20 protein-coding genes are annotated in these 26699 nt (G+C 54.7%); 13 read left to right on the forward strand and 7 right to left on the reverse strand.

Features of this window, described 5'->3' with window-relative positions; translation table 11 throughout:
* Window positions 1-120: 120 nt before the first annotated feature.
* Together EBC_RS13445 and EBC_RS13450 are read left to right on the forward strand one after the other, a co-directional pair.
* Entirely contained in the window at window positions 121-849 is a 729-nt protein-coding gene (locus tag EBC_RS13445) for a FadR/GntR family transcriptional regulator (protein ID WP_013202350.1), read from the forward strand.
* A gap of 21 nt (window positions 850-870) precedes the next feature.
* Entirely contained in the window at window positions 871-1563 is a 693-nt protein-coding gene (locus EBC_RS13450) for a cache domain-containing protein (protein WP_041692324.1), read from the forward strand.
* A 133-nt stretch (window positions 1564-1696) separates the two neighbouring features.
* Here the strand turns inward: EBC_RS13450 and EBC_RS13455 are convergent, their stop codons facing one another.
* The gene (locus tag EBC_RS13455) at window positions 1697-3178 is read right to left on the reverse strand and encodes an APC family permease (protein WP_013202352.1); all 1482 of its coding nucleotides are present in this window, start codon (window positions 3176-3178) and stop codon (window positions 1697-1699) included.
* A 204-nt stretch (window positions 3179-3382) separates the two neighbouring features.
* A complete protein-coding gene (puuE, locus tag EBC_RS13460) occupies window positions 3383-4648 on the reverse strand; it encodes a 4-aminobutyrate transaminase (RefSeq protein ID WP_013202353.1) in 1266 nt (421 codons plus the stop codon).
* 104 nt (window positions 4649-4752) lie between these two features.
* Here puuE and pdxR point away from each other — a divergent pair, with 104 nt between their 5' ends.
* Both pdxR and EBC_RS13470 read left to right on the forward strand, forming a co-directional pair.
* Window positions 4753-6237: a MocR-like pyridoxine biosynthesis transcription factor PdxR gene (gene pdxR / locus EBC_RS13465; protein ID WP_013202354.1), complete on the forward strand. Its 1485-nt coding sequence runs from the start codon at window positions 4753-4755 to the stop codon at window positions 6235-6237.
* A 78-nt stretch (window positions 6238-6315) separates the two neighbouring features.
* A complete protein-coding gene (locus EBC_RS13470; RefSeq protein ID WP_013202355.1) occupies window positions 6316-7281 on the forward strand; it encodes a magnesium and cobalt transport protein CorA in 966 nt (321 codons plus the stop codon).
* Between the two features lie 40 nt (window positions 7282-7321).
* Here the strand turns inward: EBC_RS13470 and EBC_RS13475 are convergent, their stop codons facing one another.
* Both EBC_RS13475 and EBC_RS13480 read right to left on the reverse strand, forming a co-directional pair.
* Window positions 7322-8239: a manganese catalase family protein gene (locus EBC_RS13475; protein ID WP_013202356.1), complete on the reverse strand. Its 918-nt coding sequence runs from the start codon at window positions 8237-8239 to the stop codon at window positions 7322-7324.
* Window positions 8240-8307: 68 nt separating this feature from the next.
* A complete protein-coding gene (locus EBC_RS13480) occupies window positions 8308-8814 on the reverse strand; it encodes a ferritin-like domain-containing protein (protein ID WP_013202357.1) in 507 nt (168 codons plus the stop codon).
* A gap of 836 nt (window positions 8815-9650) precedes the next feature.
* Between EBC_RS13480 and sapC the strand changes: the two genes are divergently transcribed.
* The 4 genes from sapC (at window position 9651) to EBC_RS13500 (ending at window position 13724) form a co-directional block, all read left to right on the forward strand.
* The gene (gene sapC / locus EBC_RS13485; protein ID WP_013202359.1) at window positions 9651-10541 is read left to right on the forward strand and encodes a putrescine export ABC transporter permease SapC; all 891 of its coding nucleotides are present in this window, start codon (window positions 9651-9653) and stop codon (window positions 10539-10541) included.
* Entirely contained in the window at window positions 10542-11534 is a 993-nt protein-coding gene (gene sapD, locus EBC_RS13490) for a putrescine export ABC transporter ATP-binding protein SapD (RefSeq protein ID WP_013202360.1), read from the forward strand. It begins immediately after the preceding gene.
* Window positions 11534-12343: a putrescine export ABC transporter ATP-binding protein SapF gene (gene sapF / locus EBC_RS13495; RefSeq protein WP_013202361.1), complete on the forward strand. Its 810-nt coding sequence runs from the start codon at window positions 11534-11536 to the stop codon at window positions 12341-12343. Before sapD ends, sapF begins: the two co-directional genes overlap by 1 nt.
* Window positions 12344-12560: 217 nt before the next feature.
* The gene (locus tag EBC_RS13500; RefSeq protein ID WP_013202362.1) at window positions 12561-13724 is read left to right on the forward strand and encodes a CMD domain-containing protein; all 1164 of its coding nucleotides are present in this window, start codon (window positions 12561-12563) and stop codon (window positions 13722-13724) included.
* On the opposite strand, the gene EBC_RS13505 is transcribed toward EBC_RS13500, so the two are convergent.
* Together EBC_RS13505 and EBC_RS13510 are read right to left on the reverse strand one after the other, a co-directional pair.
* Window positions 13713-14648: a LysR family transcriptional regulator gene (locus tag EBC_RS13505; protein WP_013202363.1), complete on the reverse strand. Its 936-nt coding sequence runs from the start codon at window positions 14646-14648 to the stop codon at window positions 13713-13715. The genes EBC_RS13500 and EBC_RS13505 overlap by 12 nt on opposite strands.
* Before the next feature lie 174 nt (window positions 14649-14822).
* Window positions 14823-16370, reverse strand: a complete 1548-nt coding sequence (locus EBC_RS13510; protein ID WP_407919947.1) for a PTS transporter subunit EIIC — start codon at window positions 16368-16370, stop codon at window positions 14823-14825.
* A gap of 286 nt (window positions 16371-16656) precedes the next feature.
* On the opposite strand from EBC_RS13510, the gene EBC_RS13515 reads away from it, so the two are divergent.
* The 5 genes from EBC_RS13515 to pdeR all read left to right on the forward strand — a co-directional run bounded on the left by EBC_RS13515 (window position 16657) and on the right by pdeR (window position 25693).
* Window positions 16657-18966 (forward strand): FdhF/YdeP family oxidoreductase, encoded by a 2310-nt coding sequence (locus tag EBC_RS13515; RefSeq protein WP_013202365.1) that lies wholly within the window; start codon window positions 16657-16659, stop codon window positions 18964-18966.
* 117 nt (window positions 18967-19083) lie between these two features.
* Complete coding sequence (locus EBC_RS13520) at window positions 19084-21024, forward strand: exoribonuclease II (RefSeq protein ID WP_013202366.1); 1941 nt, start codon at window positions 19084-19086, stop codon at window positions 21022-21024.
* Between the two features lie 177 nt (window positions 21025-21201).
* Window positions 21202-23268 carry a carbon starvation CstA family protein gene (locus tag EBC_RS13525; protein ID WP_013202367.1) on the forward strand — a complete coding sequence of 689 codons (2067 nt, stop codon included), beginning with the start codon at window positions 21202-21204 and terminating at the stop codon, window positions 23266-23268.
* Window positions 23261-23551, forward strand: a complete 291-nt coding sequence (locus EBC_RS25125; RefSeq protein WP_013202368.1) for a YbdD/YjiX family protein — start codon at window positions 23261-23263, stop codon at window positions 23549-23551. Before EBC_RS13525 ends, EBC_RS25125 begins: the two co-directional genes overlap by 8 nt.
* 159 nt (window positions 23552-23710) lie before the next feature.
* Window positions 23711-25693, forward strand: a complete 1983-nt coding sequence (gene pdeR / locus EBC_RS13530) for a cyclic di-GMP phosphodiesterase (protein ID WP_013202369.1) — start codon at window positions 23711-23713, stop codon at window positions 25691-25693.
* Here the strand turns inward: pdeR and EBC_RS13535 are convergent.
* Window positions 25690-26559: a crotonase/enoyl-CoA hydratase family protein gene (locus EBC_RS13535; protein WP_013202370.1), complete on the reverse strand. Its 870-nt coding sequence runs from the start codon at window positions 26557-26559 to the stop codon at window positions 25690-25692. The two genes, pdeR and EBC_RS13535, sit on opposite strands and share 4 nt — an antisense overlap.
* Between the last annotated feature and the right edge of the window lie 140 nt (window positions 26560-26699).

The following is a 26699-nucleotide window of genomic DNA, read 5'->3' on the forward strand; positions in this document are numbered from 1 at the left end:
CGGATTTCACACCCCATTTCTGCGGTCTGCCTGGCAAAAGACGCCCCTATTTACTGCTTCCTTGCCAGGGTGGTTTATGTTAAGTATGGCGGCCTGCATAAGGGATTTTCAGAGAAGATTATGATTACTCACGCGGTAATTTTCGCACCGATAGGACAGGCCAGCCGTTCTGATCAGATTGTTCAGCGGCTCTCCAATGCCATTGTTACCGGACTGTTAGAACCGCACGAACAGCTGCCGAATGAAACGGATTTGGCAAAGATGATGGGCGTGTCGCACATTACCATCCGGGAAGCGCTAAATACCCTGCGGGCCAATGAACTGATACACACCGTCCGGGGCCGAAATGGCGGCAGTTTTGTCTGTGAAAATGTTCTGCATTCCGGCAGAAACCTCCACCCTTTCAGGGGCATCAGTACCGATTATCTTTCCGATCTGGGAGAGATGCACAGTGCTGTTATCAGCCACAGCGCCAGGCTGGCCTCACGTAGGATGACCGACGTAGATTTGCAGCGACTGCGCGAATTTACGGCATTGCTGGCCTCGGCAGAAACCCCGGAACAGAGAACGCAGGCCGACATGCGTTGCCTGCTGGCCATCGCGGCAAGTTCACAGTCTGCCAGGCTGGCAAATCAGGAACTGCAACTGCAGGCCGAATGGGCGTCGTTGATTGCGGTGCTTTATCGCTCTGATGACGTGCATCGTGAGGTTACCGGGCTTTATGCCACGCTTACCGATGCCCTGGCGTCGCATTCAGAACAGGCAGCCGTTCAAGCCGCTTCGCAACTGATTGATACCTTCACCGTCTATTTATTAGAAAAGAAAATGAATTACCCTTCTGAAAAATAACCCGTATAGGCAATGTCGAAAATGAATTATTCAGAGCACATTCATGCGCTAACCCTCAAAATTGACGACATCTTTCAGTCATCTGTCGACAGTACCGGTTTATTAGCTGAGAAGATCGCCCATTGCCTTTCCGCTCATCCGCAACCCGGGCCCGAAGCATTGCTGGAAACTGGCGTCAAAGCGGCCATCCAACCAATCATCAAACTGACGCTGGATGAAAACCCCTACTGCTCGGGCGCTGGCGTTGCCAGCCACATTGAAAGCACCGCCTCAGTCGGTGAGTACTGGGTGCTGGAATGGTGGTATAAAAAAGATAACGGCTTAAAACAGGTCAGTCTGGACCTCGATCAGTCTACCCAGCAACGGCTGGATTTCCGCACCTTTGCCTGGTTCCAAACCCCGATCGCCGAAGGTAAACCCTATATCCATGGCCCTTACGTTGACTATATCTGCAATACCTCGCTGACGCTGACCGTTGCGGTCCCGGTTCGGGTTGCAGGAAACGTTTTGGGGGTTGCCGCGCTGGATATTCTGGTGAGTCGGATTGAGGAAGAACTGCTGCCGTTGTGTGCGAACGAAAAAGTCGTCCTGACTAACCTTGAAGGCCGCATCATTTTTTCGTCAAATCCCCGGCTGCGCATTGGCGAACTGTTTACGGGTGAAGCGCAACAACGGGCTTACCAAAACAGCTATGCGGCACTGTACTGGCTGTAATCCTGCACCAGGTGCAAACGCATTGCGCCGCGCCAAACGAGTCACCCTCCCACGTCACGCAGTGCAAAAAAAACCGTAGGACCAGGCTACGGTTTTAGTCGCTCGTCTTATAAGAACATTAGCCCGGCAACACTCAAAACTCCTCTTTTGCTCTGAGCTTGCTGGCATATTCGATCGCATCGTTTTCCGGCGCGCTTGAACGACCGAACGGGTTTGCGACAGTCATATAAACCAGCCCGGTCAGCAGCACGACTGCGAGCCCAATCAACACCGTCCAGCGGTCCAGGAAGCCCGCGCTATCAGCAGGCTGCGCCAGCAGCCAGATGCCGCAGAGACCATAAAGTAAGGCGAAGACATTCACCAGAATGCCCCATGCACCCAGCGACCATTCCCCTGCTGGCTTCCAGCCTTTCAGGCGCTGACGTAACGCGGCAAGCACCACCAGCTGGAAAGAGATGTAAATGCCAATCACGGCAAAAGCGGTGATCCGCGAGAGGTTATCCGGCTGGAAATAGACCCAGACGCAGATGATCACCGGCAGAATGCAACTCACCAGCATGGCATTGTCCGGCACGCTATTTTTAGAAATTTTGGACATCCACTGACTGCCCGGCAGCATTTTATCGCGTGAGAAAGAGAAGATAAGACGGCTCAGCGCAGCCTGAAGCGAAAGAATACACGACAGCATGGCAATAATGGCGATGACGATGAAAACGGTGGCGCCGGTGCTGCCCAATGCTTCATTGAGGATCACCGGGATAGGATCGGCGGTTTTACCGGAAACAATGCTGGCCAGATCGGGTGAAGACAGCAGATAGCCCATGACGGAAATCACGGCCGAAATTGCGCCGAATACAATACTCAGGATCATCGCTACCGGGATCTGCTTGCCGGGGTTCTTAACCTCTTCCGCCACATTGCCGCAGGCTTCGAAACCAAAAAACATAAACAGGCCCATCAGCGACGCCGACATAAATGCGGTGGTATAGCTGCCGTCCTTTGCCAACATGCCCATTGAATCAAACACCACCGAGAACGGCTGCGAACGGTGGAAGATCAACAGATAAATCCCCAGCGCGATCACGCTGACGATTTCACACCAAAACCCTATTTTTGCCACCCGCGCCAGGTTTTTAGTCCCCGACATGTTGACGCCCATCATCATCAATAACAGCACCACTGAGGTCATTAGCAAATTGAGCGGTGACTGAACGAAGTGAAATAGCGACGCCACAAAGGTCGAGGTGTATTCCGCAATCGAGGTAATGGTCACCACCAGCGCCCACAGGTAGATCCAGGCGGTAATCCAGGCAAACTTTTTGCCCCACAGCCGTCTCGCCCACGGGTAAAGGCCGCCGGTGATCGGATATTGCGATGCCACTTCACCAAACACTAAGGCAACCAGTAGCTGACCACAGGCAACAATCAGGATCCACCACACTGCGGGCGGCCCGGCTAAGGTAATGGCCAGTGCAAAGAGCGAGTACACGGCGGTTAAAGGAGAAAGGTAGGTAAAGCCGAGCGCAAAGTTGGAAATCAGACCGATTGACCGGTTGAACTGCTCTTTGCTTTCAGGTTGATGGTTATGGCTATTTTTTTCAGATGTCTGTTCCATATGTCGCTCTCTGTTGGGGCATAATCGCAGGCGATAGTGACTAATTTATAAAACATAATAAGTTATATGTATATTGCGTATGTCACACTTTTGTTAATGGCTTGCTGCGGAAAGCGGGATAAAAAAAACCGACGAGTAATAACACTCGTCGGCGCTCGTGTGAGCGAAGTATTCCGGCACAGGGAATGAGGAAGCGTTAGTCCTTCAGCTTTTTATCACCGATTTAAGGATGTTGAGGGCGGCATCAAACTGGTCGTCGGGAATGGTCAAGGGATAAAGGAAGCGGATCACATTGCCATATTGACCACAGGTGAGTAGCAGCAGACCCTGTTCCAGCGCGCGTTTCTGGATCCGCTGGGCAGTGATTGCGGATGGCGCACCCGTCTCCGCATCACAAAATTCCGCCGCAATCATCGAGCCCAGGCCGCGAACCTGCACCAGTTCCGCACAGGACTCTTTGCAATCCACCAGTGCAACACGTAAACGGTCGCCAAGAACGTCCGCACGCTGGCAGAGTTTTTCATCGTCAATAACATCCAGCACTGCATGGGCAGCAGCAACCGCCACTGGGTTGCCGGCATAGGTGCCGCCTAATCCGCCCGGTGACGGCGCATCCATTATTTCTGCCTTGCCCACCACACCTGACAGCGGCATCCCTCCCGCCAGGCTCTTGGCCATGGTCATCAGGTCGGGCTGATGGACATAATGATCCATGGCGAAGAGTTTCCCGGTGCGGGCAAAACCACTCTGCACTTCATCAGCAATCATCACCATGCCGTGCTCATCACAAAGATGACGAATGGCGGCGATAAGCTCAGCAGGCGCGACATTAAATCCGCCTTCACCCTGTACCGGCTCAAATATAATGGCGGCCACCTGGCTGGGATCAATATCCGCTTTAAACAGACGTTCAATGGCGATCAAAGCATCGGCTGTTGAAATGTTATGCAGCTCGGAAGGATACGGCACGTGGTAAACGGATCCGGGGAATGGGCCAAACCCTTTTTTATAGGGCGCCACTTTGCCGGTCAGGGCCATCGTCATGTAGGTGCGACCGTGGAAACCGCCGCTAAAGGCGATAACCCCCGGACGCCCGGTATGCGCGCGTGCAATCTTAATGGCGTTCTCCACCGCTTCCGCTCCGGTTGAGAAGAAGGCGGTTTTCAGTGGGCCGGGGATCGGCACGGCAGCATTAATTTTCTCAGCCAGCGATACGTAGCTCTCGTAAGGCACAATTTGATAGGCGGTATGGGTGAAGGCCTGCAACTGCTGCTCCATCGCCTTCACCAGCCGGGGATGCCGATGGCCGGTGTTCAGCACCGCAATGCCCGCCGCAAAATCGATATAGGTCTTCCCTTCGACGTCGGTGATCGTGCTGTTTTCAGCCGACGCAGCATAAAAATCACACATGACGCCAACACCGCGCGGAGTGGCACTCAGACGACGCTGCTGCAGCTCGTTATTGTTCATAGTCATTGCCTCATCTCTTTACAAAGTGTTTGTAATACCAGAGACAATCTGTCAGCGTTTGGTACCTTAAACGAGAGCCAGACTGTTTTATTTATAGGATCCAAATGCGTTCACTTGCTGGAGATGTGATCAGACAGGCATTTTTTCACCGTGTGGAAGGAAAACTGCATAAGCGACTCTACTCGGCGATCTCTGAGTCGATTCTGAATGGCAACCTCAACCCCGCTGCCCGCATGCCGCCGACGCGCGATCTGGCAAACGAACTTGAGATCTCCCGCAATACCGTGCTGCGGGTGTATGAGCAATTGCAGGCCGAAGGGTATATTTCTACCCAGCAAAGCAATGGAACGTTCGTCACCCACAGCGTACTGGATAATCTGGATGCCCGGCCCCAGGCGTCGGTCAATTCCGAACACCCCGTGGCAGAAGATCGGTCGGTGCTTTCAGACCGATGCCTGCAGCTTCTGCATCATGCCAGCGCAAGTCCCAGCCAGTGGGGGCCTTTTCTTCCCGGCGTACCGGACGTCATTCATTTTCCCCACCGGGTGATGAAGAAGTTCCAGGATCGTCAGGTACGTCATCCCCTTCCGCAGCACCTGACCTACGATTCCACCGGCGGCGCGGAGGTGCTGAAGGTGGCCCTGACCGACTATCTGCGGACGGCGCGTGGGGTGCGATGTACGCCCGACCAGATCCTCATCACCCAAGGTATTCATCAGGCGCTGGACCTGGTAACGCGTTCGTTGTGCAATCCCGGTGACAGCGCATGGACTGAGGAACCGGGGTATTGGGGAATAAAGAATATTCTGCGCATCAACGACGTCGGCATTACGCCGATGCCGGTGGATGAACAGGGTCTTATTCCCGGGCAGACGGTGGGTGCCTCGCCCAAGCTTATCTTCGTCACCCCGTCTCATCAGTATCCTTTGGGGTCGGTGATGAGCCTGAGTCGCAGACAGCACCTGTTGTCGATCGCCCGGACCTCAGGGAGTTGGATCGTTGAAGATGATTATGACAGTGAGTTCCGTTTTTCCGGCCAACCCGTTCCCTCCTTGCAGGGACTTGAAGAGAACAGTCCGGTTATCTATATCGGCACCTTCAGTAAAACCCTTTATCCGGCACTGCGGCTTGGCTATGTGGTGTTGCCCAAAACGCTCTCAGCACCGCTTAAAAAGATGCACAGTGAACTGTATCGCGGTGGACACCTGCAGGTTCAGGCAGCGCTGGCCGAATTTATTGGTGAAGGATATTACGCGGCGCATATTCGCAAGATGCGCCAGCTCTATGGACGCCGCAGGCAGATTCTGGTCGATTTGATTACCCGCGTTATGGGGATCGATGCCCTGGGGCTGTACAACAGTAACGCCGGTCTTCATCTGATTTTGCAACTGCCCATTGATAGCGATGATGCTGACATTGCGCGGCAAGCCAACAACAGTGGCCTGCTGGTGCGGCCCTTATCGCGCTATTTTGTCGGCACGGTGACATCAAGGGGATTACTGCTGGGATTTGCTCATATGGATGAGCAAGAGCTTGAACCTGCCTTCCTAAAGTTGGCTGCCATCATAAAAGCCAGCCTGGCGGACTGAATCCTGTCATTGTCAGAAGGCATAAACGCACAACAGGCATTATGCTGTTAGCATCTCAGCAGCACTCCCCGGAACAATATGATAATCAACAGCATGGTTTACCGGCCTGGCCGGCAGGATGAAGTCGTGGACATGGAAGATATTAGCGAGGTGATCAAAGAGCCTGACGCCTTTGTCTGGCTGGGTCTTTACCAGCCCGAGCCCGACTTTATGTATAAGGTGCAGGAAGAGTTCGGCCTGCATGAGCTGGCAGTCGAAGACGCCCTGACTGCCCATCAGCGCCCTAAGATCGAGCAGTACGGCGACTCCCTGTTTATCGTAGTGAAAACGGTGAAGGAGCATGAAGGTGACTTCAGCTTTGGCGAAACGCATCTCTTTGCCGGTAAAAACTTTCTGATTACCATCCGCCACGGCGCGTCTGAAAGCTATGCCCCGGTCCGCGCCCGCGCCGCGCAGAATCCGGAGATGCTGTCGCATGGTCCGGGCTATCCGCTGTATTGCATCCTCGATTTCATTACCGATCGTTATTCCGAACTGACTGCCGCGCTGGGCGAAAAAATCAGCGATATGGAAGAATCAATGTTCCGCAGCGATTTTGATCGGGACGCGGTGCAGGTTGTTTACAGCATGCGACGTCATCTGCTGGCGCTGAAGAATGCCGCCGCGCCGGTAGAGGAAATCTGCACCCAGCTGATCCGCATTCATGAACACATCATTCCCAAACCGCTGCGGGCCTATATTCGTGACGTGCAGGATCATGCCAGCCATGTGGTGGCGGATACCGATGACATGCGGGAAATGCTGACCAGCGCCATGCATGTGAATCTGGCGCTGGTGACGGTTCAGCAGAATGAGGTGGTGAAAAAGCTGGCCGGTTGGGGTGCCATTTTGGTGGTTCCAACGGTGGTATTCAGCATGTACGGCATGAATTTTACCCATATGCCGGAACTGCAGGCGCGCTATGGCTATCCGGCAACGCTGGTCGGCACGCTGTTATTGTGCGTGCTGATGTGGCGGAAGCTCAGAAAGTCCAAATGGATTTAACCCGTCGCCCTTAAAGGCTTCCCTGCCCTTGCACTGAATGCTATTTTTTCGCCGGCTTGCCGGCTGGCGGTTCCGATGCCGTTTCATTTTCAATCGGTGGGACGGCACCAATATCGGCACCGGTCACCGGATTGACCTGGGGATCGGAGGCTGTTCGGGCCGCAAGGGCATCCAACGCCGCCTGCTGTTTCGCAGGAAGCGTCACGCTTGCCGTTCCGTCTCCGCCATCCACGGCAGGGGCCGGATCGGCAACGTAATCGAAGTTTTCATCCGAGTTCCAACTGCCTCTGACGTCCCCGTCGGCAGACATGTTGTAATAGGCACTGGCGTATTTCTCAATCGGCGGGAGTTTGCCCGGTGGGAAGTTATTGCGGATGGAATAGAGCGCTTTTTCGAAGGAAATCTGGTGCGCGACTTCACGGGTCATCAGGAAGCCAAGCGCATCCTTAACGCCCGGATCGTCGGTCATATTGATCAGGCGTTCATATAAAATCTTCGCTCTTGCTTCGGCAGCAATATTGGAACGCAGGTCAGCGGTAACTTCGCCGATGGTATCGACGTATGCCGCAGTCCAGGGAACCCCGGCAGAATTGGTTAACGCCGGACCGCCTCCGTACAGCAGCGCAGTCAGATGGCTGTCATTGCCGTTGCCGGTAATACTGCGGTACAGATCCCCTTCCTTCTCGGTGCCTTCTGCCAGGTCACCCTTGGCGCCTTTGTTCAGCATCCCGACCAGCGAACCAATAATTTCCAGATGGCTCAGTTCCTCGGTCGCAATATCCATCAGCATATCTTTGCGTCCCGGATCCTCATCACCCAGTCCCTGAGTGAAGTAACGGCAGGCCGCCGCAAGTTCTCCCTGAGGTCCACCAAACTGTTCCAGCAACAGATTTGCCAGCCCCGGATTTGGGCCTGCCACGCGAACCGTATACTGCAGTTGTTTTACATGTCTGAACATTGCTTACTCCGGATAACCAGTATTAATAACGAAAAAATGCACACCGTAGCGGGCATAAAGGAACAGGCTTATTTTTTTGCTTCCACGCCGGGGGTGGCGGAGCGGATCATAAATTGTTCTGTGACGTCAGGGAGATGCTGCAGACACCATTCGGACATGGCGATTTCCTGCTCACGAATTTGGGTGAAAACACGCACGCCTTCGGCGTCACCGACCAGTTTTGCCGCCGCAATCAGGGAGGTATAGCTGGCGATTTCGAGGTTCTCAAAGACATACCCGCTGATGGCACCTTTCACCACTTCATCATCGGCCATCATTCCGCCCATGGCCTGACCCATGGCCGTCAGTTTGCCCATCGCGTCTTTGAAGGTGGAACTTGAGGTGTCGTAACGGTCGATGACGGACTGGACCAGACCCTGCTGCTGCCGGGTTTCTTCAATATGCTGGTCAATACGCGCCTTGAGGTCGGGATAGTGTTCGAGCCGATCGGACATTTTCTCCAGCATGCTTTCAGCCTGCATTTCCATCGCATGGGCATCTTTTACCCAGGCGAGATAGTTTTCTAAATGCGTCATGATGATCCTCTCAGGTTGATGTTATGCCCCTTAATTTAACTATTAATTTCCCGTGCAGGATGGGGTTCACTTTATTTCATCAGTACAATCATCGTAGATGGCATTTAATAATTACTTTGGATATTGCAGGAATAAATGGACGATTAAGATTAATCCTAACGTGGTTTTTTTCACTCATTTTCCGCTAGCACTTAAATGCAATTACTGCACTGCCAACTTATCACCGTAGGTTGCGATAAAATATTCCTTTCCGGCCAAATAAAATTCACAACATACTGAATGAAATAGATTTTAATAATTTCCGATCTTGCATGATATTTATTATCAAAGAGAGGGTAATGAAAAAATTAAGACGTTGATGTCTTTACAGTGCCCTGATTTACATCAGCTAAATAGTGGGAAGCGTTTTTCCAAAAATTTTTTCTTGGGATGGCGTTATTAGATTAAAAACTAACACGTCTGCAAAATAATTTCGGCGGGCTGAGATGATTTTATTCCTCGCCACTTCACATGCAAAAACGCGGGAAATCGCGTCCGCTAAAAGCAACCGTCGCATGCGCTGGCGTTAACAATATTCCGCCAGCGTTCGTAAGCTTCTGTAATCCATCAGTGAAATTGTTCTCTGCGTTCCCTTGCCTGCGACAGTGATATAGAAGGATAATCGCCTATGCTGAGTTGTACGGGCCGATCTTCACCCGCGTCGCGCTTGTGACGCTGCCGGTGGCGGATAGCCTGACATTGAGCCCGCGCGAAGCATAAAAGAGAGCAAATTACTGATATGAATAAAGAATTTAACCCACGCCCAGGCCTGATTACCCCGCATCACGTGGCATCACATGCCCGCTGATAATATTTATGCCGAAGAGCGGCTCCCCAGCACGCTACGCAACGCCTGGCGTCTGTTCTATCACGACACCAGCGCGATGGTCGGTTTCTATGCCTTTATTGCGCTGCTGCTGATTTGCATCTTTGGCCGCTTGCTGGCGCCTTACGGGCTGGATCAACAGTTCCTGGGTTATCAATTGCTGCCACCTTCCTGGTCGCGTTATGGCGACGTGTCGTTCTTCCTCGGCACGGACGATCTCGGGCGGGATATTCTCAGCCGCCTGATAAGCGGCGCTGCGCCGACCGTCGGTTCAGCGATCCTGGTCACGTTTTTTGCTGCAGCATGTGCCATGGTTTTAGGGGTGCTGGCCGGCCTGACCAAAGGATTACGCTCGGCGATAATGAACCATATCCTCGATACGCTACTTTCCATCCCGTCGCTGCTACTGGCGATTATCGTGGTGGCGTTTCTCGGGCCGCGCCTCGAACATGCCCTGCTGGCGGTGTTCCTGGCGATCATTCCCCGGCTGGTTCGCGCCATTTATACCGCGGTGCATGACGAGCTGGAGAAAGACTATGTGATTGCCGCCAGGCTGGACGGCGCAAGCAGCCTGAATATTCTCTGGTATGCCATCCTGCCGAATATCCTCGCCCTGCTGGTTTCTGAATTTACCCGCGCCCTGTCGATGGCGATCCTCGATATTGCCGCGCTGGGGTTCCTGGATCTGGGTGCCCAGCTCCCTTCACCCGAATGGGGCGCGATGCTGGGCGATGCGCTGGAACTGATCTATGTTGCCCCGTGGACGGTGATGCTGCCTGGCGCGGCGATTATGCTCAGCGTGCTAATCGTTAACCTGTTGGGTGACGGTATTCGTCGGGCCATCGTTGCGGGAGTTGAATAGATGCCGTTGCTTGATATTCGTAACCTGACGATTGAATTTATGACCGCCGACGGTCCGGTGAAGGCGGTGGACCGCGTCAGCATCACGCTGACCGAAGGCGAAGTGCGCGGGCTGGTGGGCGAATCGGGTTCCGGCAAAAGCCTGATTGCGAAAGCGATCTGCGGCGTGACAAAAGATAACTGGCGTGTCACCGCCGATCGGATGCGTTTTGATGATATCGATCTGCTGCATCTCTCCCCGCGTGAAAGACGTAAGATCATCGGCCACAACGTCTCGATGATTTTCCAGGAGCCGCAGTCCTGTCTGGATCCGTCCGAAAGCATTGGCCAGCAAATCGTGCAGGCCATTCCCGGATGGACCTACAAGGGTCGCTGGTATCAGCGATTCCGCTGGCGTCACCGCCGGGCGATTGAATTGTTGCACCGCGTCGGCATCAAGGATCACAAAGATATTATGGGCAGCTTCCCGTATGAGCTGACCGACGGCGAGTGCCAGAAAGTGATGATTGCCATCGCGCTGGCAAACCAGCCGCGCCTGCTGATTGCGGATGAACCCACCAACGCCATGGAACCGACCACTCAGGCACAGATTTTCCGCCTGCTGGCGCGTCTGAACCAAAACAACAACACCACTATTCTGCTGATCAGCCATGACTTGCAGATGCTCAGTCACTGGGCCGACCGCATTAACGTGATGTATTGCGGGCAAACGGTCGAGACCGCCCCGAGCGAAGCGCTGATTGTCGCGCCGCACCATCCTTATACTCAGGCGCTGATCCGCGCGATGCCCGATTTTGGTCTTGCGATGCCCCATAAAAGCCGGCTGAACACCTTGCCCGGTGCCATTCCATCTCTGGAACACTTGCCGATCGGCTGTCGGCTGGGGCCGCGTTGCCCCTATGCGCAGAAGAAGTGTATTGAAACGCCGAGGTTGTCCGGTGCCAAATCACATCTGTTTGCCTGCCACTTCCCACTTAACATGGAGAGTCAGTAATGGTTGAAACGCTACTGGAAGTGCGCAATCTCAGCAAAACGTTCCGCTATCGCACCGGGCTGTTTCGTCGTCAGCATGTTGAGGCGGTCAAAGAGGTCAGCTTTACGCTGAGAGAACGGCAGACGCTGGCAATCATTGGTGAAAACGGCTCGGGCAAATCGACGCTGGCGAAAATGCTCAGCGGCATGGTGGCGCCCAGCACCGGCGATATTCTGATCGATGACCATCCGCTGGAGTATGGCGATTATGGTTATCGCAGCCAGCGTATCCGGATGATTTTTCAGGACCCGTCAACCTCGCTTAATCCGCGCCAGCGCATTGGCCAGATCCTCGATTTTCCGCTGCGCTTAAACACCGAACTCTCTACGGAAGCACGCGAGAAAAGGATTATTGCCACGCTGCGCCAGGTCGGCCTGCTGCGCGATCATGCGGCGTACTATCCACATATGCTGGCACCGGGTCAGAAACAGCGTGTTGGCCTGGCGCGTGCGCTGATCCTGCAACCCAAAGTGATTATTGCCGATGAGGCGATGGCGTCGCTGGATATGTCGATGCGTTCGCAGCTGATCAATCTGATGCTGGAGCTGCAGGATAAGCACGGAATTTCGTATATCTACGTTACCCAGCATCTGGGGATGATGAAGCACATCAGCGACCAGGTGATTGTGATGCACCAGGGCGAAGTGGTGGAACGCGGCAGCACGGCAGAGGTGCTGGCCTGCCCGCTCCACGATCTGACCAAACGCCTGATTAACAGCCACTTCGGCGAACCGTTAAAAGCCGACGCCTGGCGTAAAGACCTGGCATAAATTCCGCTAAGCTTTGCCAGAACCGTGCGGAATGTCTGATTTCTGCACGGTTCACGCCCACTCCCGCGCCGTTATACCATTCCGCTATGTGTTAGCACCGATCATTCTTTGGTTCACCTCAGCGCTTGCGCGAGGATAGTCAGGCTCTTCAGGCCCGTTGACGCGCATACCCCTCTTTTTTGGTTCACCGGGCCGGTTAACTTGAAAAGGAATGATCATGGAACAGCGCCGTTTTCCCGGCAACAGCCACTGGTATCATGAAACGCAGTCCACATTAACGCCCCATGCTGCGCCGCTGTTTCCAGAAGCGGCCGAGATTGAAGACCGCTTTCTGCTTGGTCTGGCTCAGCAGTATGCCGACACCTTAGGGCCGACCATCAGCCAATGTCAGCCTGCGATGCTGGCTTCTAGAGATTTGTATCAGCTGCTGTTGCCGCAGCAGCTGACCACCAGCAAAACCCATACGCTGACCATCTACGATCGTCTGAGCACCGCGCTGACCGTGGCTCAGGTCACCGGCATTCAGCGCTTGTGTAACCACTATGCCGCGCGTCTGAACCCCCTGTCCGGCCCCGACTCTTCACGCGAGAGCAACCGACGCCTTACCCAGATCACCGAATATGCGCGTCAACTGGCAAGCCAGCCAACCCTGGTTGACAATGTGGCGCTGGCCCGTCTGGATGAAGTGGGATTAACGGCACCGGATATCGTCACCTTCCATCAGCTGATCGGTTTTGTCAGCTATCAGGCGCGTATTGTGGCGGGGATGAATGCCCTGCTGGCCTTGCCGGTGCGCTGGATCCCCGGTGTTACCCTGCCAGAAGATGCGGAGACCGACTGCTTCCAGCATCTGGACGCCTGGCGCCCGTTTTTACCGCCGGTTGAGTTACGTTACGCCTCCGCCAGTCAGCTGGAAGCCTTAACCTGGTGCCAGCCTCAGGAACTGTTGCGTGATAGCGCCTGGCTGCTGGCCCACGATGGTGAAGCATTGTATGGCTGGGGAAATTTACTTAACGCGATGCAGGACGTGACCGGGACTGAAGCCGGTCGGCTGGCTTCCGCCGTCAGTGCGCGCATTAACGGAAGCCCGCTCTGTTTCCAGCAGTTTGCCGATCCGTCGTTACGTGAAGCGCTGCTTGAAGGCGTGGAACAGGCGCTGAATAAAGCCATAGCGGAACAAAAAGCGGTGATCCACTGCGCGGCCCAGTTGACCCGCTCTCCTGAGCGATTCAGTGCCGCCCACCTACAACCGCTGAAAGAAGCCGGTTTTAGCGATCGCGCGGTGTTCAGTATTGTGCAAAGTATCGCGCTGGCGGCGTGGAACAATCGCCTGATGCAGGCTTTGGGTTCCACCGCGCCCGCAGTGGATTCAGCCCGTTAAACTCGGGGCGGATAGCCTTCCGCCCTGTCCTTCGCTTAACCAGCGACGCACCTCATCGAAGAAGTGCTGCGCAAGCGGCGTCGCCCTGCCCGGTTCAGCAATCACCACCGCAGCCTGACGTGACATCGGCGCAATCGCCAGCTTGCGGCTGTGCAGTTCCGGGGTCATTTCCGGCAGCAAATGGCCGCACGGCGAAATCAGACAGCCCAGCCCCACCTGAATCCCCTGCACCAGCTGAAATATCGAGGTGGTTTCCAGCACCACGCGCAGCCGGATATCCGCTTCACGAAAATGCGTATCCAGATAGCGGCGGAAATAGCGCGTCTGCTCGGCAAGGCACAGCGGTACCTCGGCAAGATCGTTCAGTTCCAGCGGCGTGTCCCCAACCAGCTGGGGAAAATGCTGCGGATGAAACACCACTTCCACGCCGTCATCCCGCAAGGGTTCAGCCTGAAAATGCAGCTCGCGCAGGGTGGCCAGCTCAAAGAAACCGATGCCAACATCCACCGTGTGGCTGTTAAGCGCATCCAGCAGCTGGTCCGCGCTTAACACCGCGACGCGATAATCCAGCTGGGGATAGCGTTCGCTGATGCCCTTCAGCATCAACGGCAGGGAAATACTGCACTGCGGCACCACGCCGATGCGCAGCGTGCCTTTCACGCCGTGCTTGAGTGATTCCACTTCCAGTTTCAGTCCCTGATATACCGAGACGATTTCACGCGCCCAGGAGAGCACGCGCTCACCTTCTGCGGTGAAGCCATCAAAGTTATTGCTGCGGTTGATCAGCGATAATCCCAGCTCTTTTTCCAGATTCTTCAGGCGCATCGACAGCGTAGGCTGACTGACAAAGCTGGCTTCCGCCGCACGACCAAAGTGGCGCTCGCGCTCCAGATTGACCAGATAGGTAAGCTGTTTAATGTCCATCGTTGTTAACTTTCATGTGGTGAAGGCGGTCCTTAATGCTGGCATTCGGGTTATCAGATTGAATGAGCGGGCTATTTTCTGGAAAACCCGCTGAAGTTTACTCCCCTTAACAGTCTTCACAAGATGCTGTCCATCATACCGGCTTCGCAGCCGGTATTTTTTTATCGGCAGATTTCAGCCAACGCCCAGCGCTGTTTTCACCTCGTGGGCAATTTTTTCCACCTGCGGACCGTAAATCACCTGCACGTCATGATCGCTGACCCGGTTAACGCCATTGGCACCCGTCGACATTAAGGTTTGATCGACCACTTCCCGCATTTCTTTCACCCGCACACGTAGCCGGGTGAAACAGCAATCGACGTCCTCTATATTGGCTTCGCCGCCCAGACCGCTGATGATCACCTGGGTTCGCTGATCGGCGGTGACTTTTGGCGGCGCGGTGTCGGCTTCATCCGACTCCCGCCCTGGGGTTTCAACACGCATTTTGGTGATGACAAACTTGAAGCCATAGTAGTAAACCGGCACATATATCAGTCCGAGCACGATGGCCCACCACCACTGCGTTTTACTGCCGCCGAGAATACCAAACACCACCAGATCGATGGCGCCACCCTGGATGTTACCAATCATCAAATGCAGCGCGGACATCAGCATAAATGAGAGCCCGCTGAGCACGGCGTGGAACAGATAGAGCACCGGCGAGACAAAGATAAAGCAGAATTCCAGCGGCTCGGTGATGCCGGTGGTAAAGGAGGTTAGCGCACCCGCCAGCACCAGGGCTTTCACCCGCTGCTTATGCTCCGGTCGCGCGGTGTGGTACATCGCCAGCGCGGCGGCGGGCAAACCAAACATCATTACCGGAATTTTGCCCTGGGCGAGGAACTTGGTGGCATTTTGCACCGTTTCATCGGGGATCGACCCCGGATGGGTTAAGGCGGTGTTGAAGATGTTCAGCGCGCCGACAATGGTCTCGTTGTTTACGGTCGCCACCCCGCCGATGGGCGTAAAGCGCACGGTTTCATTCAGAATATGGTGCAGACCGGTTGGGATGAGCAGCCGCTCACTGGTGCCATAGAGGAATGCGCCATACTGTCCGCTTTTACCAATCAGCTCGCCAACCCAGGCAATGCCTGCGCCGATGGTCGGCCAGATCATCGCCAGCAACACACCCACCAGCGGCAGCACCAGCACGGTGATAATCGGCACCAGCCGCCTGCCGCCAAAGAAGCTGATTGCCGTTGGCAACTGCGTGGTATAGAAACGGTTATGAATCATTACCGTCAACAGCCCGGAAATTACCCCACCCAGCACGCTCATATTGTAAGTAAAGATGCCCAGCATCTGAATATATTCGGCGGAAGTCATCATCGCCGCAGTCTGCGCCATGCCTTTGGCCTGCAATGCGTCTGGCGTGGTGGTTGCCGCAGTCAGTCCCTGTGCACCCAGCGTGGCGCTTACGCCAACATGCATAGCGATAAAGCCGATCACCGCCGCAAACGCCGCCGTAGGTTTTTCGGCCTTCGCCAGGCCAATGGCGCTGGCTACCGCAAAGAACAACGGCAGATTGGCAAACAGAGCCCCGGCCACCTTACGAATAAAACCAATGATCAATTGCGGCGTATGCAGGCTGGCAAAGGCTTCGCCAGTGATCGCCGGGTTCTGCATGGCGGCGGCCACACCAAGGAAAATACCGGCGGCGGCGATCACCGAAATCGGCATCATCAGCGCCTTGCCGAACGCATGGATTTTGCTGGCAAATTCTTTCACAGGCACCTCGTCGTCACTGAAGAAAGGTTAATTATTAGCCTGTTCCTGGCAAGGAGCCTGGTAAAGACACAATGCGACGGGCGATTCTTTGAGTCAGTTCACGCTTTTGCGATAAACACCGCCTATCGCACCATTAAACCAATCAATTAGACAATTTTTTTACCGGGTTGCAGACTAATCCCACAAAAGAAGCAATAGTTTCTTAACAACTCTAAAACAATTAAGACACCTGTGAAGCCCAATGAAATTTAAAACTGAAATTAAGCCGTATAAGGCTGCGGCAGGCGGCTGGGGATCTCTTGAAGCCACCACCCGTTTTGTCTTTGACAGTAAACAAGTCCTGAAAAACATGCGTAACCTGATGCGCATGAACAAAGCCAAAGGCTTTGACTGCCCGGGCTGCGCCTGGGGTGATGACAATAAAAGCACCTTCAGCTTCTGCGAAAACGGCGCGAAAGCCGTGACCTGGGAAGCGACCCGCCGTTATGTCGATGCCAGCTTCTTTGAAAAGTACAGCGTCTCTTCCCTGTATCAGCAGAGTGACTACTTCCTTGAGTATCAGGGGCGTCTGACTGAACCCTTGCGTTATAACCGCGAAACGGATCACTACGAACCGATTAGCTGGGATGATGCCTTTAAGCTGATCGCCAAATATATCAAGGCGATGGACAATCCGGATCAAATGGAGCTGTACACCTCCGGCCGCGCCAGTAATGAAGCGTCCTGGCTGTATCAGTTGTTTGGTCGCATGAACGGCAGCAACAACTTCCCTGACTGCTCCAATATGTGTCATGAAGCCAGCGGCACCGGCCTTAAACGCAGCATTGGCGTGGGTAAAGGCACCATCCGCCTGGACGATTTTGACCATGCTGATGCGATTTTCGTCTTCGGTCAGAACCCGGGCACCAACCATCCACGTATGCTGCACAGCCTGCGTCACGCTGCCGATCACGGCGCGAAAATCGTCACCTTCAATACCCTGCGCGAACGCGGTCTGGAACGCTTTGCCGATCCGCAAAAACCGCTGGAAGTGGTCACCAGCAAAGCCGGCACCATCAGCTCGACCTATTACCAGCCGAACCTCGGTGGTGATATGGCGGCGATCCGTGGCATGGTCAAAGCCCTGTCGCAATCCCATAACGAACTGATTGCCGCCGGTGAAAAAGGCCTGTTTGATGAAGTGTTCATCAATGCCAAAACCGAAGGGATGGAAGAATATCTGGCGGTGGTTGAAGCGACAGACTGGGCGCAAATTGTCCAGCAGTCGGGGCTTACCGAGCAGCAAATCCGGGAAGCGGCGGCGATTTACCAAAGCGCCGAGCGGGTGATCTGTACCTGGGCGATGGGTATTACCCAGCACAAACACTCGGTTGATACGGTGCGTGAAATCACCAACCTGCAACTGCTGTTTGGACAGTTAGGTAAAAAAGGCGCGGGCCTCTGTCCGGTGCGTGGCCACAGTAATGTGCAGGGCAACCGCACCATGGGCATCGATGAAAAGCCCTCCAAGGCCTTCCTCGACAGCATGGCGGCACATTTTGGCTTCGAGCCGCCACGCAACATCGGTCATAACACCGTTGAAGCGCTGGAAGCGATGCTGCGAAATGAAATTAAAGTGCTGATTGCGCTGGGTGGCAACCTTGCCGCTGCGGCACCGGACAGCCCGCGCACTGAAGAAGCGCTGCGTCGCTGCGAACTGACGGTGCAAATCAGCACCAAACTGAACCGCAGCCACCTGTGCCCGGGTGCGGTTGATGCGCTGATCCTGCCAACCATTGGCCGTACCGAGCAGGATATCCAGGCGTCCGGACCGCAGTTCATCACCGTTGAAGACTCCTTCAGCATGGTTCACGCCTCTGAAGGCGTCGGCAAACCGATTGCCGATACCCAGCGTTCAGAAACGGCGATTGTCGCCGGCATCGCCAACGCCGTGCTCGGCAATCAGAAGCTGGACTGGCTGGAACTGGCCGCCGATTACAACAAGATCCGTGACCATATCGCCGCCACCATTCCGGGCTTCGCCGACTTCAATCAGAAGTGCGACATTAAAGGCGGATTCTACCTCGGCAATGCCGCAGCCGAATTCCGCTTCAACACCCTGAACAATAAGGCCCAGTTCAGCAGCGCACGCTTGCCAGACTCTCTATTCCCGCAGTTGGGCGATGTTGAGGTGCCGTTCACCCTGCAGACGCTGCGTTCGCATGACCAGTACAACACCACCATCTACGGCCTTGATGATCGTTACCGTGGCGTTTATGGTCAGCGCGAAGTGCTGTTTATGCACCCGGACGATATGGCAAAAATGGGCTTAACCGCTGGCGATGATGTCGATATCGAAACCCTGTGGAATGACGGTATTATCCGTAAAGTGTTCAACTTCAAGTTGGTCTCTTACAATATTCCTCAGGGCAACCTTGCCGCCTATTATCCGGAAACCAATCCACTGGTTCCCCTTTCCAGCTTCGGTGACGGCAGCGGGACGCCAACCTCCAAATCGGTGCCGGTGAAAATCACCCTCTCCGAGGCGAAACCGGGCCTGCGCATCGCCTGAGTTCACTGCGTTTTCAGAAATTAATCAAAGCCGGGTTTCCCGGCTTTTTACTTGCCGCGAAGCGGTTAATCGCGTAAAACTGTCTGCCGCTCTTAGGCCACGAAAACTGTTGAGATTATGTTCCAGGATAACCCGCTGCTCGCGCAGCTCAAAGAGAAACTCCACTCCCAGACGCCGCGTGTTGAAGGGGTAGTGAAAGGCACCGAAAAAGGCTTTGGCTTCCTGGAAGTCGACGCACAAAAAAGTTACTTCATTCCACCGCCGTTCATGAAAAAAGTCATGCACGGCGATCGCGTGGTCGCCGTCCTGCAAACCGATAAGGATCGTGAAGTTGCCGATCCGGAAAAGCTGATTGAGCCTTTCCTGACCCGTTTTGTTGGCCGCGTACAGCGCAAAGACGATCGCCTGTCGATCGTTCCCGATCATCCCCTGATGAAAGACGCGATTCAGTGTCGTGCCGACCGTAACGTGACGCATGATTTCCAGAATGGCGACTGGGCCGTGGCGGAAATGCGCCGCCACCCGCTGAAAGGCGATCGCACTTTCTACGCTGAACTGACGGCGTTTATCACCACGGCTGACGATCACTTAGCCCCCTGGTGGGTCACCCTTTCCCGTCACAATCTTGAGCGTGAAGCGCCAGACGCCACCGCCGGCGAAATGCTGGACGAGCAGCTGGAACGTGAAGACCTTACTGCCCTTGAATTCGTTACCATCGACAGCGCCAGCACCGAAGATATGGATGATGCGCTGTATGTGGAAGAAGCCGCCGACGGTGCGCTGCGTCTGACCATTGCCATCGCCGATCCGACCGCCTATGTGGCTGCCGGTAGCGAGCTGGATGCCATTGCCGCTGAGCGTTCATTCACTAACTATCTGCCGGGCTTCAACATCCCAATGTTGCCGCGTCAGCTGTCTGATGACATCTGTTCGCTGCGCCCGAACGAGCGCCGTCCGGTGCTGGCTTGCCGCGTGAACGTGGCAGCAGACGGCACCCTGAGTGAAGAGATTCACTTCTTTGCCGCGTGGATTGAGTCCAAAGCGAAACTGGCTTACGACAACGTCTCCGACTGGCTGGAAAGCGACGGTGCCAGCGAATGGCAGCCTGAGAACGACGCGATTGCGGCGCAGATCCGTCTGCTGCATCGCCTGTGCCTGGCGCGCAGCGAATGGCGTCAAACCCATGCGCTGGTGTTCAAAGATCGCCCTGACTTCCGCTTCCTGTTGGGCGAGAAAGGCGAAGTGCTGGATATCGTGGCTGAGCACCGCCGCATTGCTAACCGCATTGTGGAAGAAGCGATGATCACCGCCAATATCTGTGCCGGCACCGTGCTGCGTCAGAAACTGGGCTTCGGCATCTACAACATCCATCTGGGCTTTGATGCCGAGAAAGCGGAACTGGCGGCCACCATGCTGGAAAACCACGGCCTGAAAGTGGATCCGCTGGCGATCGCCACCCTGTCAGGTTTCCGCGAACTGCGCCGCGAGCTGGATTCACAGCCGACACAGTTCCTGGACAGCCGCATCCGTCGTTTCCAGTCGTTTGCTGAAGTCAGCACCGAGCCGGGCCCGCACTTTGGCCTGGGTCTGGAGGCGTATGCCACCTGGACTTCACCGATCCGTAAGTATGGCGATATGATCAACCATCGCCTGCTGAAAGCGATGATCAAAGGGGAAGAAGCCCGCCGTCCAAATGATGACATCACGGTGAAGATGGGCGAACGTCGCCGTCAGAACCGCATGGCGGAACGTGACGTTGGTGACTGGCTGTACTCGCGCTTCCTGCAGAGCGCGGCGGGCACCGACCAGCGTTTCGGCGCTGAAGTCATCGACGTTTCTCGCGGCGGCATGCGCGTCCGTCTGACGGCGAACGGCGCGGTTGCCTTTATCCCGGCACCGTTCATCCACGCCGTGCGTGATGAGCTGGTATGCAGCCAGGAAAATGGCACCGTGCAGATCAAAGGTGAAGTGGCTTACCGCGTGACCGATTTGATCGAAGTGACCATTGCTGAAGTCCGTATGGAAAACCGCAGCGTGGTTGCACGCCCGGTAGCCTAACGGCTTTTCAGGTGGGATAGCGTCCGTTATCCCACCTGACATCTCTTCCCCTCCTCCGCAACAGAAAAAAAGCTTCTCGCCTCACACTTCTCCCTGCCTTCGCTTTCATTAACAAACAATTACATTACTTTAAGTTCTTGTTCAGACCTTCTTATGGATCCTGCAAGGAGTAATGTGATGAAAAACGTCAAAACCGGCGTCACCTGGTCCGCGGTGGCGTTAATCGGAGCCGGGGCGTTTGCTATGCTGGCGCTCAGCCGTGGCGAACATGTTAATGCATTGTGGTTGGTGGTGGCTTCCATCGCGTGCTACAGCATTGCTTACCGTTTTTACAGCCTGTTTATCGCTAAAAATATCTTTGAGTTAGACGATCGTCGCCGCACACCGGCGGAACGTAATAACGACGGTCTGGATTATGTTCCCACCAATAAATGGGTGCTGTTCGGCCACCATTTTGCCGCCATCGCCGGGGCCGGTCCGCTGGTTGGGCCGATCCTCGCCGCGCAGATGGGCTTTCTGCCCGGCACCATCTGGATTCTGGTGGGCGTGATGATGGCCGGTGCGGTGCAGGACTTCCTGATCCTGTTTATTTCGACCCGCAGAGACGGACGCTCGCTCGGGGAAATGGCCAAACAGGAGCTCGGTGCCTTTGCCGGTGTGGTCACCATGCTCGGGGCGTTGGGCGTGATGATCATTATTCTTTCCGCCCTCGCGCTGGTGGTGGTTAAGGCGCTGGCAAACAGTCCGTGGGGATTGTTCACCATCGCGGCAACCATCCCGATTGCGTTGTTTATGGGCATTTATATGCGTTTTATTTGCCCCGGAAAAATCGCGGAAGTGTCATTAATTGGCTTTGTGCTGATGATGGCAGCGATTATCTATGGCGGTGATATCGCGCAACATCCCTACTGGGGACCGTTCTTCACGCTGAAAGGCACGACCCTGACCTGGGTGCTGGTTATTTACGGCTTTATTGCTTCGGTTCTGCCGGTGTGGTTGTTACTGGCTCCGCGCGATTATCTGTCTACCTTCCTGAAAATTGGCGTAATTGCAGGCCTTGCGGTCGGGATTCTGTTTGCCATGCCGGAAATGAAAATGCCGGCGGTAACCCGCTTTATCGACGGTAGCGGCCCGGTGTTTTCCGGTGCCCTGTTCCCGTTCCTGTTTATCACCATTGCCTGCGGCGCGATCTCCGGGTTCCATGCGCTGGTTTCCAGCGGGACCACGCCGAAGCTGATTGAGCGTGAGAGCCATATTCGGTTTATCGGCTACGGTGCGATGCTGATGGAGTCGTTCGTGGCTATCATGGCGTTGATTTGCGCCTCGGTCATTGAACCTGGCGTGTACTTCGCGATGAACTCACCCGCCGCATTGATTGGCACCACGGTGGAAACCGCCTCGCAGGCAATCAACAGCTGGGGCTTTGTGGTGACGCCTGAAATGCTGACCGGCATTGCCCGGGACGTCGGCGAAAGCACTATCCTCTCCCGTGCCGGCGGTGCGCCAACCTTCGCGGTAGGCATGGCGCATATCATTACCGAGGTGTTTAACAGCCGGGTGATGATGGCGTTCTGGTATCACTTCGCAATCCTGTTCGAAGCGCTGTTTATTCTTACCGCGGTCGATGCCGGCACGCGCGCCTGTCGTTTTATGGTGCAGGATTTGGTCGGCGTGGTGGTGCCTTCAATGGCCAACAACCGTTCCTGGTTAGGCAATATGGCCGGCACTACGGTGGCGGTGGCCGGCTGGGGCTTCTTCGTTTATCAGGGCGTGGTCGATCCGCTGGGCGGCATCAACACGCTGTGGCCGCTGTTCGGCATCGGTAACCAGATGCTGGCGTCGATGGCTTTGATCCTCGGCACCGTGGTGTTGTTCAAAATGAAGAAGCAGCGTTATGCCTGGGTGACCATCCTGCCGACCGTCTGGCTGTTTATCACCTCGATGACCGCGGGCTGGCAGAAGATTTTCCATGAGAAGCCGAGCATTGGTTTCCTGGCGCAGGCCAATAAGTTCTCTAAAGGGATCGATAACGGCATCATTATTGCCCCGGCCAAATCCGTGGCAGATATGCAAACAATCGTCTTCAGCAATCAAATCAACGCCGCGCTCTGCGCCTTCTTTATGCTGGTGGCGGTGACGATGTTGATTTCTGCCTTCTTCGTGATCCGTCGCGCGCTGAACAGCGCAACACCGACTACCCACGAAACCGCCGTTTCCTTGCGCAGTGAGGCTCGCCATGTCTGATGCTATTTATGCGATACCTAAACGACGTTCTCTGATCATTTATCGCTGCCTGGCGATGAATAGCACAAAATCACCAGAGAAATTAACGTTACGCCTTCTTATGTCACGTGTGGCGCAAACCTTCCGCCTGATGGTGGGCGTACAGGATTACCCTGGTTATCTTCGGCACATGAATCAGCAGCATCCTCAGACTAAACCTATGACAGAGAAAGAATTTCATCGCTACTGTCTTGATGCCCGCTTCCCGAGTAAAGCTGGGAAGTTAGGCAAATGCCCCTGCTAATCCACGCCCCCGATCGCCAGATCGGGGCATTTTCTTCTCCCCGTTAATTTCTGCTGGAAAAATATATCTGAGATACACCTTGAGATTATACTGGTTGCCGAATACTGTTGCTAAAATAAGAAGATACAGCCTTCATTGCATCCCTCAAGGAGACACCAGATGACCGATGAACCGGGGCAATCATTACTTTATACCTATTTTGGTACCACCAGCCCTCATTGGCGTTTAATGGCAGACAGCGATGCACTCCTTTTTGCTGAGGATGAACAGGCAAGTACACATATCGCCGTGGCGCTAACTGGCCCACAGGCCAGCCTGATCCGCAGCATGACGGTAATTACGTCCAGCGTTAACCTGACACTGTCCCTGTACGGTGAGCCTCTTTCTATGCATCTGGTCGGCAGAAGAGTTAACCAAACCTCATGGGCCGGCAGCGCGTCTGCGTGGGGAGATACCTCCGCCGTGGCGCGCGATCTGGTACTGGGACTCTCATTTGCCGAACAGGTGGTTTCTGAAGCCAATTCGGTGATTGTGATTGTCGATCAGCGCGGCAACATTCAGCGCTTTAATCGATTGAGCGAAGAATATACCGGCCTGAAAGAACAAGAAGTGATTGGCCGTAATGTGTTCCAGCTGTTTATGACCAAGCAAGAAGCCTCGTCTTCACGCCGGAATATCAGCGGCTTTTTCCGCGATGGCAGCTCTTACGAAGTCGAACGCTGGATCAAAACCAAAAAAGGCCAGCGCCTGTTCCTGTTCCGCAATAAATTTGTCCACAGCGGCAGCGGGAAAAATGAGATCTACCTGATCTGCTCGGGGACAGACATTACTGAAGAACGTCGCGCTCAGGAGCGCCTGCGCGTGCTGGCGAATACCGACACCATTACCGGCCTGCCAAACCGCAATGCGATTAACCACGCTATCGCTGAGGCGCTGGAACAGCGTGTTGAGCAGCAGATTGGCATCGTCTATCTCGACCTCGACAATTTTAAGAAGGTCAACGATGCCTACGGGCACATGTTTGGCGATCAGCTGTTGCAGGCGGTCTCGCTGGCGATTTTAAGCTGTCTGGATAAAGATCAGACCCTGGCACGTCTGGGCGGTGATGAATTCATCGTGCTGGCCACCGCCGCCAGTCAGGCCTCGCTGGAAGCGATGGCATCGCGCATCCTCGATCGTCTGAAGCAGCCGTTCCGTATCGGCCTGATTGAAGTCTATTCAGGTTGCTCCATTGGCATCGCGGTCAGCCCGCAGCACGGCGAAGATAAAGAAAGCCTGATGCGCAATGCTGACACCGCCATGTATACAGCCAAAGAAAATGGTCGTGGTAAATTCTGCATCTTCTCTGCCGAAATGAACCAACGGGTATTTGAATATCTGTGGCTGGATACCAACCTGCGCAAAGCGCTGGATCAGAATCAGCTGATTATCCATTATCAGCCAAAAGTTGACGGAAATGGCGAGGTGAAAAGCGTGGAGGCGCTGGTGCGCTGGCTTTCGCCGGAACGTGGTCTGGTTCCGCCAGGCGATTTTATCTCTTATGCCGAAGAGTCGGGATTGATTGTGCCGCTCGGTCGCTGGGTGATGCTGACTGCGCTTGAACAGGTTGTTCGCTGGCGGGAGAAAGGCATCGATTTACGCGTGGCGGTGAATGTCTCCGCCCGTCAGCTGACCGATCAGAGTATCTATACCGATCTGAAACTGGCGCTGGAGCAGTTGAATCTGTCGCGCTGCCCGATTGACATTGAACTGACTGAAAGTTGCCTGATCGAGAATGAAGAAAAGGCGCTGGCGTTGATGTTGCAGTTCCAGCAGCTGGGCGCAGAGGTGCATCTGGACGACTTCGGTACCGGATATTCCTCGCTTTCACAGCTGGCTCGCGTGCCCATTGACGCAATTAAGCTCGACCAGAGTTTTGTCCGCAACGTAAACGATCAGCCGGTATCGCAGTCGTTAGTTAAGGCGATTGTGGCGGTGGCGAAGGCGCTGGATTTGCAGGTTATTGCTGAAGGGATCGAAACCAAAGAGGAAGAGGCCTTTGTCCTGGCGAGTGGTGTGGATACCCGCCAGGGTTATTTATATGCCAGACCCATGCCCGCCGACGATATCGAGCACTGGCTGGCGAACCGGACTAATGCTTAGCCGACTTTACGTAAAACCTGCGCACTGTGACGGTTCTGCAACTGTACCAGACGTTCCATATAGGCAATATCTTTCGGTTCAATGGTGAACGCGAAGTCTACCCAGTCTTCCGTGATATCCATCAGCTCTGCGCGCGTCAGCTGTAACACACGCTGACGCGCTTTCAGCATCGCCTTCACGCCGTTCAGTTTTGGCTTCATGGTGTCGATAAACGTACGCGTCGCCTGGTAACCATCACCCGGCTGGAACAGCTTATCGACCAGTCCACGTTGTTCAAACCATTCGGCGGTATGTGACTCCCCTTCACAGATCAGCTCTTCCGCCAGTTTCATCCCTGAACGACGGGCGACCAGTGAATAGCCCCCCATGCCAGGAAACAGGTTGAACGCAATTTCCGGGAAGCCCATGCGGGCGGTGTTTTGCGCCAGGATAAAGTGGTGGGCCAATGCAGCCTCGAAGCCACCACCCAAAGCGCTGCCTTCAATCATAGCAATACTGACTGCGCCGGTATCAAAGCCGCGTGCTGCGGCATGAATGCAGTCCACGCAGGCCCGGGCATACGCCCTCAGTGCTTCACGCCGTCCATTTTTAATCGATTCAACAAAGAACCGCAGATCGCCACCGGCGTTAAACATCGTCGGAACCAGCGAACCGGTCACCCAAAAGTCGATGGGTAAGCCAGAACGCTGAGCGGCATAACTGAGGTTCATGATCTCTTCGATCAGCTCGTGATTGAAGCTTGGACGCGGTTGCGCGCGAAGTAACATCCACATGGTGCGACGCCCTTCCTCGTAGTACGCGGAGAGCTGTGTGGTTTGTCCAACTTCGCTAAACAACCTGCATGTAGTCTGATTAATTACTGTCATTATCTTATCCTCTGGTTATGGGAGCGCTTAAGCGCGGTTCCAGCGTAATCCAGAGCGGGTAATCACAAAATCTGGTTTTGATTTTTAAGATAAAACAGGTGGGAAGGATGAGCAGTCAAGCGAAAAATAGTGCTAAATAT

Source organism: Erwinia billingiae Eb661 (assembly GCF_000196615.1).
In the GTDB taxonomy this organism is placed as follows: Bacteria; Pseudomonadota; Gammaproteobacteria; order Enterobacterales; family Enterobacteriaceae; genus Erwinia; species Erwinia billingiae.

What these genes read in the sequence shown, in the direction of transcription:
- EBC_RS13445 (WP_013202350.1), top strand. Translation starts at nt 121, where the DNA reads ATGATTACTCACGCGGTAATTTTCGCACCGATAGGACAGGCCAGCCGT.
- EBC_RS13450 (WP_041692324.1), top strand. Translation starts at nt 871, where the DNA reads ATGAATTATTCAGAGCACATTCATGCGCTAACCCTCAAAATTGACGAC.
- EBC_RS13455 (WP_013202352.1), bottom strand. Translation starts at nt 3,178, where the DNA reads ATGGAACAGACATCTGAAAAAAATAGCCATAACCATCAACCTGAAAGC.
- puuE (WP_013202353.1), bottom strand. Translation starts at nt 4,648, where the DNA reads ATGAACAATAACGAGCTGCAGCAGCGTCGTCTGAGTGCCACTCCGCGC.
- pdxR (WP_013202354.1), top strand. Translation starts at nt 4,753, where the DNA reads ATGCGTTCACTTGCTGGAGATGTGATCAGACAGGCATTTTTTCACCGT.
- EBC_RS13470 (WP_013202355.1), top strand. Translation starts at nt 6,316, where the DNA reads ATGATAATCAACAGCATGGTTTACCGGCCTGGCCGGCAGGATGAAGTC.
- EBC_RS13475 (WP_013202356.1), bottom strand. Translation starts at nt 8,239, where the DNA reads ATGTTCAGACATGTAAAACAACTGCAGTATACGGTTCGCGTGGCAGGC.
- EBC_RS13480 (WP_013202357.1), bottom strand. Translation starts at nt 8,814, where the DNA reads ATGACGCATTTAGAAAACTATCTCGCCTGGGTAAAAGATGCCCATGCG.
- sapC (WP_013202359.1), top strand. Translation starts at nt 9,651, where the DNA reads ATGCCCGCTGATAATATTTATGCCGAAGAGCGGCTCCCCAGCACGCTA.
- sapD (WP_013202360.1), top strand. Translation starts at nt 10,542, where the DNA reads ATGCCGTTGCTTGATATTCGTAACCTGACGATTGAATTTATGACCGCC.
- sapF (WP_013202361.1), top strand. Translation starts at nt 11,534, where the DNA reads ATGGTTGAAACGCTACTGGAAGTGCGCAATCTCAGCAAAACGTTCCGC.
- EBC_RS13500 (WP_013202362.1), top strand. Translation starts at nt 12,561, where the DNA reads ATGGAACAGCGCCGTTTTCCCGGCAACAGCCACTGGTATCATGAAACG.
- EBC_RS13505 (WP_013202363.1), bottom strand. Translation starts at nt 14,648, where the DNA reads ATGGACATTAAACAGCTTACCTATCTGGTCAATCTGGAGCGCGAGCGC.
- EBC_RS13510 (WP_407919947.1), bottom strand. Translation starts at nt 16,370, where the DNA reads ATGATGCCGATTTCGGTGATCGCCGCCGCCGGTATTTTCCTTGGTGTG.
- EBC_RS13515 (WP_013202365.1), top strand. Translation starts at nt 16,657, where the DNA reads ATGAAATTTAAAACTGAAATTAAGCCGTATAAGGCTGCGGCAGGCGGC.
- EBC_RS13520 (WP_013202366.1), top strand. Translation starts at nt 19,084, where the DNA reads ATGTTCCAGGATAACCCGCTGCTCGCGCAGCTCAAAGAGAAACTCCAC.
- EBC_RS13525 (WP_013202367.1), top strand. Translation starts at nt 21,202, where the DNA reads ATGAAAAACGTCAAAACCGGCGTCACCTGGTCCGCGGTGGCGTTAATC.
- EBC_RS25125 (WP_013202368.1), top strand. Translation starts at nt 23,261, where the DNA reads ATGTCTGATGCTATTTATGCGATACCTAAACGACGTTCTCTGATCATT.
- pdeR (WP_013202369.1), top strand. Translation starts at nt 23,711, where the DNA reads ATGACCGATGAACCGGGGCAATCATTACTTTATACCTATTTTGGTACC.
- EBC_RS13535 (WP_013202370.1), bottom strand. Translation starts at nt 26,559, where the DNA reads ATGACAGTAATTAATCAGACTACATGCAGGTTGTTTAGCGAAGTTGGA.